A 15,420-nucleotide genomic window follows, 5' to 3' on the forward strand; every position below is an offset into this window, starting at 1 on the left:
TATGCTATCCAGTATTTCACAAGGAAGAATTGATCCACTTCCCATCATCGAGCCATTCTTTCTTATCAATCCACCATTTCCCCTTTTGAAACACCATTTGAAAACGATAGAGGGTTTCTATACCAGAACGATTCTCCTTGATGTAGAAATAAGCTTGATTCCCGTCATGCTCTTCATCAACGATAGGATGCGTCTCAAATTTGTATTCAAATGGAAAGCGGACTGATAAGGACTCTTCCCTTGCTCTGAGTGTTTTTTTAGATGTACAAAACTGATCAAAAATCGGAGCTAATTCATCCTTCAACATCTCTTTATCAGCTTTGTTTCTTAGGCTCCTAGTGGCCTTTTTCTCCCAAGAATACATAGCCTGCATAAACTGGAGTAAGGTTTCTTTTGCTAGATTCGTATGGCTCATATTTCCTCCTACTTAAACAACGGGACTAAAGGTTCGTTTATTATGAAGACATCGGTCATAAAAAGCTGTATTAAAGGCATTTTTTACTCCTCACGCATGCAAACATGTGGTAACTCTCTTCTAAGAAGTTCCCTTTGCTTTTGATTTGTTCTTCCCGTTGTTAAAAATCGGAGATGTTTCAGACTCTTCAGGTAGCTAACTGTTGATGCGTAGTTAAAAATAGACGTGTCAACAAAATCTAAAAAACGAAGCTCACTAGAGGACTGGATAAAATCCAATTCTGGTAAATTTTTATTTGCTGTAAATGAAAGATAGAGCAACTGATTTAAATCCCTTATAAAATCAAAGTCCGGCAACTTTACACCATAATCAACGTGCAGATAACGCATACCTGTATGAAAAGAAATGTTCTCTATCGTTTCCAAATTTGTCATAGAAGATATCCCTAGAGCTTTCACACAATCATTTTGGGGTAAGATGATCTTTCTTACTCTTCTAGCCCCAACTAATAAAATTTTTTCTACTTGTTCGTATATTGAAAAGTCTAGCACATCAGATTTACTTCCCATCAAGTAAATCACCCTCGTATTGCTAGGTAATGAAAGCTGATTAAAATCCACATCCTTCAGCATATCCTCTGGGTTTTCAACAATGTACTTTTGTCTTAATAAGCGATTGATATCGATGAATTCTTTATAAGTCAATGTTTCATCCAATAATGGTGCAATCTCTTCAATAGAATGTAGAGGCTCCATTGCCATTAGATTCTCTCTTTCGGAAAATCCTTTTTTAATGATCTCTAAATATTTATCTAAACTGGTCATCATTCACCTCTTTTCATGAATATCATGCTTCGTTTTCTTTGTTCAACCTATCTATTTTTACAATGACACTTTTACAAGAAGAATAAGCCATTGCTTGTCTCAAAAACTAAAATCATGAATCTCAAGAGTATTCTTTTCTATATAAACTTTATCCTGCTTGCTCAATCTCGATCAAAGACAACCTTGACTCTAGCTCTACCCAAAGCGTCTAGATATTGCTCCAGTTTCGTAATCGACTCCTCCGAATCAGATAATTGAACAAGCAAATCCCCATTGATAGTCATGACATCCTTTGTCGGTAAAAGCATGAGATTCTCAACGCTTGGATCATTCACAATCATTAAGGAAGGGGAATAAATACAGCTTGTGGAGAGGTCTAGATTTCCAAATCGCTCCCTAGCAGACACAAAAATAGATTCCATCCCACCTTGGGCTTTCAGAACAAATTCTCTCTCGAAAAATGCTTCAAAACTGTCGTAAATCTCGATGACATCCATAGTAATCCCATCTAAATAATAAACTTGATGACTTTGAATGTTCCCATCCTTCAATCTATAAGCGAATTGATCTCCAATAGCAGACATACCAAAAAAATAGTAGTCTGATGCATAATCTCTCCAGACATCTTTCCATAGCTCATCCGAATTCCAAGAGTCCAGCGTGATGGCTTGAGCAGAATCTGTACCAAACAAGCGATAATAGCCACCATAAAATTCCAAGCCGTTGGTTATGGAGAGCAAATCCAGGTGAGTTTGCGGAAACTGTCTGGCTTTGAGTTTTTCTAGTTCAAGAGCTGAAGCCCCACTTTCTTGTATGACCAGATCCTCACAACATTTTAAAAAATTCTTCATTTTCATTTGCTTCTCATCTCTTCATCTTTGGCTTTAGCCAAGCATAAATTCAATAAAGTCTTTTCGATAGTCTTCAGGAAGTTGCTCCTCGATAATAGCCATGATTCCTATTAAAAAACCTTCTTTATAGTCTGACAAAGCCTCATCAATGTAGATGTCATTCTCAAACTTGGTGATTTCTAGCTCTTTCATCTGACTATAGGTAGACAAGAAAGTAGATAAAGAGGGGCTTAAGCAATAGAGCTTGGAATTCCCAGGAATCTTGCCAAATACAGGACTAAGCTTGCTAGTTAGATCACAAAAGATTGGCTCATCGCCCATCATGTGGGCAAAAATCACATAACTCTCTTTCCAGCTAGGATCCTGCCATCCTTCTGATGCAGCTTCACATAGAGGGAGAGGAATTAGAGCAAGATCATAGGGAGCTCCTCTAAAATAAGCTTCTTCATCAAAGTCTAAATGCTGGTAGAACTCTTTCAATTGACCAGACAAATCTGGCTTTTCGACATGGAGACAGTCACTAGTAAATACAAGCTCTCCTAAGCCCTTGTTTCTATGATAGACTTCTACGAATTCCTTCAACAAATTGAGCATCATTATTGGACTCCTCTCACATTTTTGGGGTTATATTTGGCTATTTTCAACTGACGATTACGCATCATTCTGACCGCTAGCGACAGCCTGAGTCCAAATTCGTTCAAATTCCTCTTGACTAATCTTGATGGAGTCTGATAGATCCAACTCATCTTTTCGACCATCATAGAGTAGAAACCCTATTTCTGGAACATAATCCTGTAGGCAAGAGGAAGCATAAGAGTGCCCATTCAAAACGTTAATTTGTCGACTTGCACGCTGACCAGTAAACTCTGTATAAATAACTCCTAGGCCTGACATAAACTCACTATTGCCATAATAATAATATTCTTTTTCACACATTAGAATCTTCCTTTACCATTTGTCTCTCCAAGAATGGCATTCTTTCCTCTTTGCCTCTTTCATCGACTAATTCTATGTTCATTTTCAATTTATAGAATCTACCAGTTCTTAGCCTTATTCTCCAAGACTCTCACTTCTACTTTATCCTCCGCTAAATGGAGATCCAATACTTTTTCCTGGTCTTGAAAGAAAAGTGTCAGGTCTCTGGTAGAAAATTCAGTAAAATAAGAGGGCAAAAAGTCATCCAAAGACTCCATTTGAAACAAGACGTAAACTGGTGAAAACTCCCAAAAAACTAGGATAAACCGACTGCTATTGCCAACAAGACTTTGAATTGACCTACTTAGATCTTTAGTAGTAAGGTCGATAGAAAACTCATAAAGGCAAGGAATCGGAGAATCGATAGGATTCAACTCCCCAGCATACCAAGCAATTTCTTTAGGTTTATCGGTCAGAAAATGAACATCCTTGTTCCCCTTCAAACCCTTGATTCGTTTTTCTACTTTTAATAAGGATAATTTCTTTTTTACGTCACTCATTGTTCTTGCTCCATCATTTTAAAACAGAAATTCTGCTCACAACCTCATTCTGATTATCCAACAGATAAAGGAAGTTCCCTTTTATTTCCAGTTTACCAAGCTTAGCCCCATAGTCCATCTCGTGAGCAGGGCAGGATTGAATCAACTGACAGATGCTCTTATCCTTGTGCTCTATCTTCCAAAACAAATCCACCTTATCCAGCTGATGCTCCACTTGAATGGAATAGGTCGTGGATTGGATCTTCTTCCTTTTCCACTCCCAGCTGTTTTCATAATCGTTTCTCTCTATTTCATTGACTACATCCTCTATCAAGGAGCAGGGAATAGAGAGCTCCTGAAACACGCGCTTTATCCCTTTTACCAAGGCCTCTAAGAGCAGCTTTTTCTGTTCCAATGGACTCAAGGTTTTATAGCTAGAAAAATCAAATAAGACTTGAACAGTATAGACACCAAGTAGGTTCATGATAGCTGGATTGCTAATCGTATCTACACATTCTACGATGATTTTCCAGCAATCCTTGGTCATAACTGGTTTGAAGAGGCGCTCTACCATAGAGGTCATACATTTGGATTCATATATGAATTCGTTTCTCCGATCTTTCCAATTTTGTCGGTAGTCTTCAACTCTAGCTTCATCGTAAGTTAGCGCAGCGGAGTCCATCAGCTCCTCAATCCTCTGTTGATTTTCCACATAGGGCTTATCTAATTCAAAATACTGTAACTTCATATTCGTGGTCTCATAGTTTTTTTCTTGTAGAAAGGTTTATCCTTAGGTCAAGTTCTAATGTTTGTGCTCTTCCTTCACTTTTTCCCATAGTCGTGGTGTCCCTCCTAGCAATGGAGGATTCTTTGATCATACGGAATCTCCGCAAATAAGCTAGGAATACATCTTTAAGTATCAATCTTCACAGGACCAATCTCAGCAATTCTAACAAGGTCAGAAGATCCTGATAACATCACATCATTTTGGTTTATAAAATTGAATTCAACCTTTTTTTCTAAAAAGAGCAGTTCCAGTTGTCCATTCACCTTATAAATCCCCTTAGAATAAAAATGGATTTCATCTAAATTAAAAAACTCTAAATTAATTTTTATGGCATTAAATGCGCTTTTCTGCCACTTTTCAGGGAAATTAGTTGGCAAATCAAATACATAAAAGACAAGATCTAATTTGTAATCGTAACATAATACAGTATCAAGAAATACATTCTTCAATTCCAAATCACCATCAAACAAATGAATAATCTTTTCCCTGCCCACTGCTTTTTCAAACCATTTCACAAGATGAACTCCTTTTTTAAAAATGAATAAAAGTCTTATTTTTAAGAGTTATTGTTTCGCTCTTTAAGTAGATTTTAGAACAGACTAACTCTTCTGCCGTCCTTTCCTTTTGTAACGTCATTGATTAAGTCCTTGACAATAGATATATCGAACTGACGAGAAAAGTCAACAATTTTCTGGCGATTCTCTTCTGGATATAGATAAGATGCTGCTAAGATAAATAAAAATGGATTTATGACTTGACCAATATGCTCAAAGTATTTAGGCTGAGTCACATGAGACATAATTTTGTTAAAATCGTCATCTTTCAGAACAATCTTTCTCTGATATATCGCTGCACAAGCACCTGCAGCTTGAGATGAGTTATTCGATTCTAATGACTCATAAACAAAAGACAAGTTCTCTGTTTCTAAATTTTCTAGATAAGCAATCGCTACTGCTAGAGAGCGATAGGTTACAAGGGTTGGGATGTCTCTCAGCAGTAATGACTTGAGATAGGGAATTTCTTCTGTGCAATCCGTTGCAGCCATGGCGTAGAGCAAATACATTTGTGATTCCCATGATTTAGGCTTTTCCATCTCGCCCTCCAAGGCCTGATGCAAGAATGGTCCATATCCTTTTAGTCTGCCCTTTAAAATTTTTTTCGCAGCCTTTTTTACCAAGGGCGTACGTCCTGAAGTTAACTCTTCTACATAGTCCATCTCAAACTCCTTTATTTTCTCTGCTTGCCAGTTCTTCTTCCAATATTCTATTATAAACTATACTTCCGACACAGGCTTCCCAGTCTAGGTCCTCAACTTCTTCCCTAGAAAAAATCTTAGGTTCCCGCCTACCATCTAGCCAGACCTTCCCAAAGTGAAGACCATTTGGGTCTCCCCACTTAAAGGCTAAATCCTTAAAATGGCTTGGATCAAAATCCACTTGGTGACCAATTATCTGCCAAAACCATACTGGACTTCGATCAAACAAGGTGTAGGAATCTATAATGATGGGCTTACCTATAAATTGAGCACGACTTAGCTCCTCAACTGTTATAGTAGGACTTGCTTGAAAGATATCGAAAAATTGAATGACATGACCAACATTCACTTTTCCAAGGATTTGACCAAATACAGACATTTCCTCCGAAAATTGATAGCAAAAAATATCACCAATTTTAATAAATCGAAGTTTTGTTCTTGGCTTTTCATTCCACTCACGAATCTTTATCTGGGGCAATTTTTTCTCCATAATTAATTTAATTCTATTCCTACTGCTCTTTATTTAAGATATGAAAGAGATCATCTCTTAGAACGATTCCATCGTCTTCTATCAAATAGGCCATGTGCTCCCAGAAAGGCAATTCTTGTTCAAGGGGCTTTTCCAAGGCAAGTACTTGGTTCTTCAAATTTGCTGCAATCTCTTCGACTTCATCTTGCTCAATCTCATAAAACTTTGCTTTCAAAAGAAAGATGCCTGATAGAAAAAGTGAATAAGAGGAAACAAAATCTTGCAAGGAAGAGTTGACATAAATCCTCGCTTCTTGAAAAACTTCCCTTCCTTCTTGATTACAAAATAAAAAGATTTGCTCCTCTTCTCCAATCACAAAAAATCCTAAAAAACACTGGCCAAAAAGCCTATAACTCTCTTGCTCTTTCCTTAGTTTTACTAGATCAGTAGCTACTTTGACAAAAGAAAATCCCATTTTGGAATAATCCTCTAAATAAGCCAAAAGGTTGAAACGGATTTCATCCAGACGAAGTGGTTTCTCCTCTGTAGATACCACACAAAAACCAAGCTCCTTCACTAATTCATCAATAGTAACTGTCATTTTTCTATCCGATCTCCTAGATTCTTTTCACCCAATTTTTTTAACCTCCAAAGCTTGATAGCCGCATCTTTTCTGAGTCCCATAAAGAGGCTTCCTAAGGTTACTGCTTCCTCTTTTTTATAGACTTGAGAACTAATACTGGCCCATCCATCTTGCAGGCATTCAATTTTTAAATAGAAATCTCGCTCTTGTCCAAGTTTCCCTGTTACATCGTCTATCTCATAAGAAGCAGACAGCAAAGACACTGAGATAAAGTCCCCCGGTCTTCGATACATTCGCATGACGGATTCTTTCTGATTAACAGAGTGGATATCCTCTTTTGTTTCAGCTCTGTCACGTTCTGATAAAATCACCCACTCCCTATCATCCTCTGATGAATAAAAACGCCATTCTTTCTCAACCATATCCTGCTCCATCTTCTAGTGCTTCTCTTGTTATCGACTACACCTAGTAATAAGCGACTTCGCCTATACCATATTCTAAAATTTCAAAACTATCGAGGGAGAATTTAAGTCCTCTACCATGCTCCGAGTCCTCTCTTAGTCCAAATTCCAAACCAAAAATTAGGTCTATATCCCTTTGTTCAGACAAAATAAAAATGGATAGGAGTCTGGCGTGCGCTAGTTCTGGAAATTCCTCCTGAATTTTTTCCAAAGCTGTGGGATACCATACTGATGATTGATCCAGGAGATTATCGAGTTTTGCTTTATAAGACGGAGTTAACTCCTCATTGATAACCTTTAAAGAATCACTTAAAGCAAGGCAGACCTTTTCTCTTTCCTCTGGAATCGATACAAACATCTCGTTATGGACATCAAATTTAAATTCTCTCATCACTATCTTTCCTCCTTTCGGATGCCATTTCTCTAATCGGCCTAGCTAATCTTCAAATTTTATAAAGCTATCATGCTGCTGATAATAATTCAAAGCCTCAACCAAGTCTTGGTGACTAGCCTCTGGTTTTTCTTCAAGTGCAACCGAAAGAACATCAATCAACTGCTCTCCATAGTAGACTAGCTGGAGATCTTGCTCCTCTACATCTGTCGGGTAAATATCACGGTCTTCCACTACATCCGGATAAGCTGATACCCAATAGAGGCTATTAAGTCTCAGTTCTCCATCCTCCTTGCCATAGATGCAAAAATCATCTGATACCAACTTGTCCACGCGCACCTGCTCGATGATCTGCTCTAGTGAAAGTTCTTGGTGTTTCCGCATATCTTCTCCTTTTTAGTCTCACTCTTCAACAAAGGAATTCAAAAAATCCTCAAAAGATGGCCATTGACCATACAACTCAGCTTTTTCTTCTAAAACATAGAAGTAAACCTTGCCATAATCTTCTGCCCTTAAAGAAAGAGCATAGTTGCCCGATCCAGGATCATAGGCAAAATGGAGAAGATCTGTGCCCTTAAATCCTGCAGACACAGCCTCATCGTCAAACCATTTCATAGACTTCCTCATCTCATCAAGTGAATTAAAGGAATTAAAAGGAAAGAGATGATGTTCATCGTGGACACCCTTTACTTGGGGTTGACCTCCGTTGTACTTGAGATAATAATCCTTCATAGCTTCCGGTAATTTCTTTCCAAGAATCTCCTCAAATTGTAAAAAATCTTCTTTTGAAATCGGTGAATCTGCATCTAGCACTCTAAACATGATTAATCTCTTCCTTTTTTACAATTCTTCTTCCAATACCTTATCAATAAAGTCATAGACATTTGTAGCTACTTTTTGCATTTCTAAGGATCCTAAAGCACCCAAGTCATTTTCATATATGCAATCATCTGCATTTTTCTTAATAAAGTAGGCCAAATCTCCCTCTTGACCAATCAAAAAGAAGTCTGGTTCATCTACTTCTATCTGATAGGTCTCATTACGCTCTAAGAGATCCTCCTTAGCATATAAACAGATACCTGAGTCACCAATCTCATAAGGATCCACTTCGTCCCATTCTGATAAAAACTGATAATAGAGATTTGGTAACACAAATCCGAACTCATTTCTTTTCATAACTTACCTCCACATATTCACTGAGTATCAACTATATTACTTCAAAGACCAGCCACCATCAATAGTCAGAATCTGTCCCTGCATGGTAGATGCCTTCCCACTTGCTAGGAAGAGGCTGACTTCAGCTATTTCACTTGGCTCAATCCAGCGTTTGATAGGTGTTTCACTGGCTACCCAGTCTGCCAGACCACCTGGTTCAAAGTCAGCTGCTGTCATACCAGTCTTAACCGCACCAGGAGCAATGCCAAAGACCTGAATCCCAGCTTCAGCATAGTCTAAAGCCAACTGCTTGGTAAAGCCTGCCAAGGCATGTTTTGACGAGGTATAGGCGTGACCACCCCCGCCTGCTAGACTTGAAGCAATGGAACACATATTGATGATGATCCCTTTTTTATTCTCTAGCATTTGCGTAAGATAATGTCGCGTCAGTTCTACTGGTGTCACATAGTTGATTTCAAAAATTTCTTGGATTTCCTGAGCAGATTGTTCTAGCAGAGATTTGTAGTCATCTAAAACCCCAGCTGTATTGCAGAGGACATCCACCTGAGGACACCAATCAAAAATGGGTTCCAAGTCAAGCGTTAAATCACGTTGCAAAAAGTAAAAGTCACCCTGTAAATCAGGATTTTCACCCTGATCCACTCCAAAAACCTGATAACCTTTTTCTAAAAAGAGTCGAGCTTGAGCCAGACCAATCCCTGAGCTAACACCTGTAATCAATACACGTTTAGTCATGGACTTCCACCCAATCCGTCGCTAAGACATCACAAGGAGTTGGACTCCACATAGAAAAACCTTCTCCTTCACCAGATACGTTGATGAGGAAATAGGGTGTCACTTCAAGGGCGACGCCATTTTGCTCGATGGTATCAAAAAGCTGCACATAATTTTCAGCTCCACCCCATCCAGTACGTACATATTTCTTTTTCGCCTTTAGTCCAGGCAGGATTTCTTCGAATGTCATGTATCTCTCCTTTATAGTTCTCTTGTTTTATTATAACAAAAAACCGTTTTGCAACGGCTTTTTGACTGTGATTTCTTAAAATGCATTTTTTCCTATGGCAAATCATTCCCTGCTGCGAGGTAAATCTCATACCATTCTTTTCGAGTTAGGTTAACATTACTTGCTTGGCTTGCTTCTATCAAATGTATAGGGTTGGTTGTTCCTACTACTGCCTGCATCTTAGCTGGATAGCGTAACACCCAAGCGATAGCAATAGCTGATGGGCTCACCCCGTATTTTAAGGCTAGTCGATTTAGGACTTGGTTTAGTTGTTGGAACTTCTCATTGCCGACAAAATTCCCTTTGAAATATCCGAACTGCAAGACTGACCAAGCCTGAATAACCATGTCGTTTAATTTGCAGTATTCAAAGACGCTACCATCACGCAAAGCTGCCTTGTCACCTTCCATATTGACATGGAAACCTGATTCAAATCCTGGAGTGAAAGCTGCACTTAGTTGTAATTGATTGATAGATAAAGGTTGTTTGACCTCTTTCTTCAGTAATTCCATCATCATAGGATTTTGATTGGACACACCGAAGTCTCGAACTTTACCTGATTTGTGTAGAATTTCAAAGGCTTGAGCCACTTGAACAGCTTCCATCAAAGCATCTGGACGATGGAGAAGCAAACTATCTAGATAATCAACCTGCAATCTTTTTAGAATCCCGTCTACTGATTCTAAAATATAATCTTTTGAAAAATCAAAATAGGTAAATTCTGCTATGCGAATGCCACACTTGGACTGGATCCACATCTTTTCTCGCAGGTCAGGACGATTGTTTAACACTTGACCCAGTAATTCTTCGCAACGACCTCCACCATAGATATCTGCCAAGTCAAAGGCATTGATTCCTACAGATAGGGCTGTTTCAACCAACTCCTCAACCTCTTTAACCGACTTGTCACTGATTCGCATCATGCCTAGAACGATTTCGGACAATTCTCTTTTCTCTTGACCAAATGGAATGTATTTCATGGCAATTTCCTCCGTTTTTCTTCATAATACTTAATATTTTAACTACTATTGAGAATCACTTTCCTCTACTCTATAATAATAAAAATCTGCATTATAATTTCCAGCTGATTGAGTAATAATTAATCGCGGCCGTGAGCTATCTGATTGATCACCCATTGGATTTTTAAAACCTATTTTAAACAATCCAATAGCAGCACTCGTATGACCACTTTGTAAACTAACATATGGAACACCGCTCTTCTTAGATGAATCTTTTATTACTTTAATCCTATTTCCATCCCCAGTTGTTCCATCAGAATTAATTATCAATTCCTTACCACGACCATTTCTCCATGTTCCAACAAGTGTTGAAATATCTCCATTTTCAATCGCTTCAATATCTAAGTCTACTTCTGAAATTAAATTTTTTTGATATATTTCCCACCAACCCGCTTTATATGGTTTAAGATAACTTTTCCCATAAAGAATTCTATTTTCTTGAATTTTCTCATTATCTGGTCCAGTTTCATTAGCAGGAATAAATGTTAGCACTAACTCTTGCCCAATGATTGCATTTTTATTATCCCCTACAAAATAGACTTCATAATAATCATTAATTTTTTTCGGTTTTTTACTTTTATCCAACTTAAATTGAGCATGCATAGAACCACTCCAAAACATCCAATATCCATCTTGATAAGACAATCTTGGAAAAACAGAAGTTATGCCTTTATAGTAATCTTCTCTCTTATACCCATACAAAGTAAAATTTGATTCTGCAATTGCTTTTTCTAAATTGTCATTAGAATATGTCCCTTTAAAATCGCTTAAATCGCCTTGAAGAATATTATCCTTACTATTTTTAAAATAATCTGTCCTACTAGCAAATACCATTTCATGATTCTTATTTCCGTCTGATAAGGTAATTACCGTTAAAATGTTAGATGAATCATCTACATTATTAACTAAAATAGAGATTTTAAAATCCTTATTTCCATCTGATTTATTAAATTCTGTAACAGAAGACCTATTGTTGCCATCTTTCTTCCAATCCGTAGAAAAGTCTCCAAATACATTACCTTCGTCTGTATTATATGAGATTCTCCAATTTTGATTATTTTTAGCAACAGTAGCTTTCTCACCTGTAGAAGAAATATAATCACCTGAAATATCCTCAAAATCTGATTTTATGACTTCAGTAGTAGTTGATTGCACTTCTTGACGTTTACTTTCTTTACGATTTATAAATAAAGAAAACAAAAGAAAAATAGCAAGTAGTAAAACGACTCCTAAATAAAGAATAGCATTTTTCTTCATTCCCAATCTCCAAAATATTATTTATTTTAGTAAAAAAACAGTCTTTCTATGCGAAAAATAGAAAACTGTTTTTATCTATAGATTTTAGCCGATCACACTTCCGTTTGGTACAGCTGGATCAACTGTTAGAAGGGTTAATTTGCCATCATGTTCAGCTGAGAGAATCATCCCTTGGCTGACATATTTTTTCATCATTTTACGTGGTTTGAGGTTGGCAACGATTTGGACTTTCTTGCCGACCAATTCTTGTTCGTTTGGATAGTATTTCGCAATTCCTGAGAGGATTTGACGATCTTGACCATCACCAGCATCCAAGCGGAATTGAAGCAACTTATCAGAACCTTCTACTTTAGAAACTTCTTTGACTTCTGCGACACGTATTTCAACTTTATCGAAGTCTTCAAACTTGATTTCTTCCTTGTTAAGTTTGAGTTCGACTTCATCTGGGTTCCACTCTTTTTCAACTGCTGGCTTGTTGCCTTCCATTTGTTCCTTGATATAGGCGATTTCTTCTTCCATATCGAGACGTGGGAAGATTGGTGTTCCTTTAGCAACTACTGTTACACCTGCAGGGAAATCAGCCAAGCTCAAGTTTTCAAGGCTAGAAACTTCTGCTAGTCCAAGTTGAGTCAAGACTGCACGACTGGTTTCCATCATAAATGGCTCAATCAAGTGCGCTACGACACGAAGGCTAGCTGCCAAGTGGCTCATCACACTTGCCAATTGGTCACGGTGAGCTTCGTCCTTAGCCAGTACCCATGGAGCTGTCTCATCGATGTATTTATTAGTCCGTGAGATAAGAGTCCAGACTGCTTCAAGTGCACGTGGATAGTCAACTGCTTCCATGTAGGCATTGTAGTCAGCAATTGATTGTTCTGCAACGTCAGCAAGAGCCTTATCAAAATCTGTCACGCCTTCTACGTAGGCAGGAATTTGTCCATCAAAATACTTGTTAATCATTGAAACCGTGCGGTTAAGAAGGTTTCCAAGGTCATTTGCTAATTCATAGTTGATACGACCTACATAGTCTTCTGGAGTGAAGGTGCCATCTGAACCAACTGGAAGGCTACGCATGAGGTAGTAACGAAGTGGATCGAGACCATAACGCTCTACTAACATTTCAGGGTAAACGACATTCCCTTTAGACTTAGACATCTTGCCATCTTTCATGACAAACCAACCGTGGGCAATCAAACGGTCAGGTAATTTGATATCCAACATCATAAGAAGGATTGGCCAGTAGATTGAGTGGAAACGAAGGATGTCTTTTCCGACCATATGGAAGACTGTTCCATTCCAGAATTTATCATAGTTAGCATGATCCTCTTGACCATAACCAAGAGCTGTTGCATAGTTGAGAAGGGCATCAATCCAAACGTAGACAACGTGTTTTGGATTTGATGGGACTGGTACACCCCAGGTAAAGGTTGTACGAGATACTGCTAAGTCTTCCAAGCCTGGCTCAATGAAGTTACGCAACATTTCATTAAGGCGACCATCTGGAGTGATGAAGTCAGGATGTGATTTGAAAAATTCGACCAAGCGGTCTTGGTATTTGCTGAGGCGAAGGAAGTAAGATTCTTCTGAAACCCATTCAACCTCGTGACCTGATGGAGCGATACCACCCGTCACATTTCCAGCTTCGTCACGGAAAACTTCCGCAAGCTGGCTTTCTGTAAAGAATTCCTCATCTGAGACTGAATACCAGCCAGAGTATTCACCTAGGTAGATGTCATCTTGGGCAAGCAAGCGTTCAAAAACTTGCGCTACTACTTTTTCATGGTAGTCATCAGTTGTACGGATGAATTTATCGTATGAGATATCAAGCAATTTCCAGAGATCTTTAACTCCAACTGCCATACCATCAACATAGGCTTGTGGTGTGATACCAGCTTCTTCTGCTTTTTGTTGAATCTTTTGGCCATGCTCATCAAGACCAGTCAGATAAAAGACATCGTAGCCCATCAGGCGTTTGTAACGTGCTAAGACATCACATGCGATAGTTGTGTAGGCAGAACCGATATGAAGTTTACCAGATGGATAGTAAATCGGTGTTGTAATATAAAAATTCTTTTCAGACATAATATTTCCTTTCCAGGCTAATGAAACCTGTTTTTCTAACACTTCATTATACCACATTTTTAGTGATTTTCGATAGAGAAATCCATTCAAAAACAAGACAGACAAATGTCTATCTCGTTTTTTATCTTTTAAATTATTCATAACGAAGTGCTTCGATAGGATCTAGCTTAGAGGCTTTGTTTGCTGGTAAAACACCGAATATCATACCGATACCTGCTGAGACCGCTAAACTAAAGAGAGCTATTGGGATGGATACTCCAACTTCAATTCCTGCAATCAAGTTTTGAAGAAGAACTCCTGCAAGCATGGTCACCCCTGCAGCCAGCACAAGACCGATGAACCCTCCTAACAAGGTTAAAATCATGGATTCAATCAAGAACTGTACTAGGATATTACCCCGAGTTGCTCCTAGCGCTTTGCGTAGACCAATCTCACGAGTACGCTCTGTCACCGAAACAAGCATAATGTTCATAACACCCGTACCACCGACAAAGAGGGAAATCCCCGCAATGGCACTAATAATCGTTGTTATGAAGCCAAACATTTGTTGCACTTCATTGAAGGCTTCCGTTGCATCTGCTATCTGATACTCCCCTCGTTGGAGACCTGCAATCTCCGTCATTCTTCTAGCCAATTCTGGACCCAAAGTCTGAGTCAAGCTAGTATCATTGACACGGAAGACAATATTTGAAATCTCGTCTGTGTTAAAATTAGCTGCAAGAGAAATATTGGTCGTAATTGGTAGTCCTCCGACTCCAAAGGATTTTACAGCCTTAGCTTCTTTACTTTCATAAACACCAATAACACGATAACTGATTTCATTTACTTCAACAATCTGATTGAGAGCTTCTTGTGCTGAACCAAAAAGGCTATTGGCAAGTTCTTCATCTAAAATAATCACGTTTGCAAAATCTTTATAATCTTGTGCTCTAAGACTTCGACCTGCAATGATTTTATTTTCGACCGCATCCATATAGGTGACATTCCCACCCGTCATGTTAGCGTGTTCCACCTTTTTATCCTTATAGGTCAAGGTCACATTGGCTGAGTTGGTCACATAGTAACTATCCACTCCCTTGAGCTTAGCAGCTTCCTTAACCCAGGCTTCTTGAGGTTTTGGTGGTTCAACAAAATCTTCTTCTCGTCCTCCAGACAGGGTTAGAGCAGATTGCTTCTGGGTAAAGGAACCGTCCTTACTCTTTGTAGGGGAGAAAAATACATGGATGTCTTTCTGGGACTTGGTCATGGTTTTATTGACCTGACGAGACATAGAGTCTCCTAAGGCCATGATCACGACAACTGAGGAAACACCGATGATGATACCAATCATGGTCAGGAAGGAACGCATCTTGTGAGCCATGATAGATGAAAAGGCAAATTTCAGATTCTGCAT

At 38.5% G+C, this 15,420-nt stretch carries 22 protein-coding genes; all 22 read right to left on the reverse strand.

The features are described 5' to 3' along the window. Positions 1 to 16: 16 nt before the first annotated feature. The 22 genes from HMPREF9423_RS07595 to HMPREF9423_RS07700 all read right to left on the reverse strand — a co-directional run bounded on the left by HMPREF9423_RS07595 (position 17) and on the right by HMPREF9423_RS07700 (position 15,420). The gene (locus tag HMPREF9423_RS07595) at positions 17 to 415 is read right to left on the reverse strand and encodes an NTF2 fold immunity protein (protein WP_006148747.1); all 399 of its coding nucleotides are present in this window, start codon (positions 413 to 415) and stop codon (positions 17 to 19) included. Between the two features lie 83 nt (positions 416 to 498). Then, the gene (locus HMPREF9423_RS07600; RefSeq protein WP_006155667.1) at positions 499 to 1,239 is read right to left on the reverse strand and encodes a hypothetical protein; all 741 of its coding nucleotides are present in this window, start codon (positions 1,237 to 1,239) and stop codon (positions 499 to 501) included. A 161-nt stretch (positions 1,240 to 1,400) separates the two neighbouring features. Beyond that, on the reverse strand, positions 1,401 to 2,096 hold the full coding sequence (locus tag HMPREF9423_RS07605; RefSeq protein ID WP_006148749.1) for an SMI1/KNR4 family protein: 696 nt from the start codon (positions 2,094 to 2,096) through the stop codon (positions 1,401 to 1,403). A 27-nt stretch (positions 2,097 to 2,123) separates the two neighbouring features. After that, positions 2,124 to 2,687 (reverse strand): hypothetical protein, encoded by a 564-nt coding sequence (locus tag HMPREF9423_RS07610; protein ID WP_006148750.1) that lies wholly within the window; start codon positions 2,685 to 2,687, stop codon positions 2,124 to 2,126. Positions 2,688 to 2,741: 54 nt separating this feature from the next. Further along, positions 2,742 to 3,026 (reverse strand): hypothetical protein, encoded by a 285-nt coding sequence (locus HMPREF9423_RS07615; protein WP_006148751.1) that lies wholly within the window; start codon positions 3,024 to 3,026, stop codon positions 2,742 to 2,744. A 98-nt stretch (positions 3,027 to 3,124) separates the two neighbouring features. Next, positions 3,125 to 3,565, reverse strand: coding sequence for a hypothetical protein (locus HMPREF9423_RS07620; RefSeq protein ID WP_006148752.1), 441 nt, complete (start codon positions 3,563 to 3,565; stop codon positions 3,125 to 3,127). Between the two features lie 13 nt (positions 3,566 to 3,578). Further along, a complete protein-coding gene (locus tag HMPREF9423_RS07625) occupies positions 3,579 to 4,292 on the reverse strand; it encodes a hypothetical protein (protein ID WP_006148753.1) in 714 nt (237 codons plus the stop codon). A 164-nt stretch (positions 4,293 to 4,456) separates the two neighbouring features. Beyond that, positions 4,457 to 4,846 (reverse strand): Imm50 family immunity protein, encoded by a 390-nt coding sequence (locus HMPREF9423_RS07630; RefSeq protein WP_006148754.1) that lies wholly within the window; start codon positions 4,844 to 4,846, stop codon positions 4,457 to 4,459. A gap of 74 nt (positions 4,847 to 4,920) precedes the next feature. Continuing rightward, a complete protein-coding gene (locus HMPREF9423_RS07635; protein WP_006148755.1) occupies positions 4,921 to 5,547 on the reverse strand; it encodes a hypothetical protein in 627 nt (208 codons plus the stop codon). A gap of 1 nt (position 5,548) precedes the next feature. Continuing rightward, positions 5,549 to 6,076, reverse strand: a complete 528-nt coding sequence (locus tag HMPREF9423_RS07640; RefSeq protein WP_006148756.1) for an Imm26 family immunity protein — start codon at positions 6,074 to 6,076, stop codon at positions 5,549 to 5,551. A gap of 19 nt (positions 6,077 to 6,095) precedes the next feature. Then, positions 6,096 to 6,557, reverse strand: coding sequence for an immunity protein (locus HMPREF9423_RS07645; protein ID WP_233419434.1), 462 nt, complete (start codon positions 6,555 to 6,557; stop codon positions 6,096 to 6,098). 95 nt (positions 6,558 to 6,652) lie between these two features. Then, entirely contained in the window at positions 6,653 to 7,060 is a 408-nt protein-coding gene (locus HMPREF9423_RS07650) for a hypothetical protein (RefSeq protein WP_006155682.1), read from the reverse strand. A 43-nt stretch (positions 7,061 to 7,103) separates the two neighbouring features. After that, entirely contained in the window at positions 7,104 to 7,490 is a 387-nt protein-coding gene (locus HMPREF9423_RS07655) for a hypothetical protein (protein ID WP_006148759.1), read from the reverse strand. A gap of 45 nt (positions 7,491 to 7,535) precedes the next feature. Then, complete coding sequence (locus HMPREF9423_RS07660) at positions 7,536 to 7,874, reverse strand: DUF7716 domain-containing protein (RefSeq protein ID WP_006148760.1); 339 nt, start codon at positions 7,872 to 7,874, stop codon at positions 7,536 to 7,538. Between the two features lie 18 nt (positions 7,875 to 7,892). Beyond that, positions 7,893 to 8,312, reverse strand: a complete 420-nt coding sequence (locus HMPREF9423_RS07665) for an SMI1/KNR4 family protein (RefSeq protein ID WP_006148761.1) — start codon at positions 8,310 to 8,312, stop codon at positions 7,893 to 7,895. Between the two features lie 18 nt (positions 8,313 to 8,330). Beyond that, positions 8,331 to 8,666 (reverse strand): hypothetical protein, encoded by a 336-nt coding sequence (locus tag HMPREF9423_RS07670; protein WP_006148762.1) that lies wholly within the window; start codon positions 8,664 to 8,666, stop codon positions 8,331 to 8,333. Positions 8,667 to 8,702: 36 nt separating this feature from the next. After that, positions 8,703 to 9,401: a 3-oxoacyl-ACP reductase gene (locus tag HMPREF9423_RS07675; RefSeq protein WP_006148763.1), complete on the reverse strand. Its 699-nt coding sequence runs from the start codon at positions 9,399 to 9,401 to the stop codon at positions 8,703 to 8,705. Further along, positions 9,394 to 9,630 (reverse strand): DUF2829 domain-containing protein, encoded by a 237-nt coding sequence (locus tag HMPREF9423_RS07680; RefSeq protein ID WP_000141913.1) that lies wholly within the window; start codon positions 9,628 to 9,630, stop codon positions 9,394 to 9,396. The genes HMPREF9423_RS07675 and HMPREF9423_RS07680 overlap by 8 nt, the downstream gene beginning before the upstream one ends. A 92-nt stretch (positions 9,631 to 9,722) precedes the next feature. Beyond that, on the reverse strand, positions 9,723 to 10,649 hold the full coding sequence (locus tag HMPREF9423_RS07685; RefSeq protein WP_006148764.1) for an aldo/keto reductase: 927 nt from the start codon (positions 10,647 to 10,649) through the stop codon (positions 9,723 to 9,725). A 45-nt stretch (positions 10,650 to 10,694) separates the two neighbouring features. Next, a complete protein-coding gene (locus HMPREF9423_RS07690; protein ID WP_006148765.1) occupies positions 10,695 to 11,945 on the reverse strand; it encodes a DUF6287 domain-containing protein in 1,251 nt (416 codons plus the stop codon). A gap of 84 nt (positions 11,946 to 12,029) precedes the next feature. After that, a complete protein-coding gene (gene metG / locus HMPREF9423_RS07695; RefSeq protein ID WP_006155678.1) occupies positions 12,030 to 14,027 on the reverse strand; it encodes a methionine--tRNA ligase in 1,998 nt (665 codons plus the stop codon). A 133-nt stretch (positions 14,028 to 14,160) separates the two neighbouring features. Next, positions 14,161 to 15,420 carry an ABC transporter permease gene (locus HMPREF9423_RS07700; RefSeq protein ID WP_006148767.1) on the reverse strand — a complete coding sequence of 420 codons (1,260 nt, stop codon included), beginning with the start codon at positions 15,418 to 15,420 and terminating at the stop codon, positions 14,161 to 14,163.

This window comes from Streptococcus infantis ATCC 700779 (assembly GCF_000187465.1).
Taxonomy (GTDB): Bacteria; Bacillota; Bacilli; order Lactobacillales; family Streptococcaceae; genus Streptococcus; species Streptococcus infantis.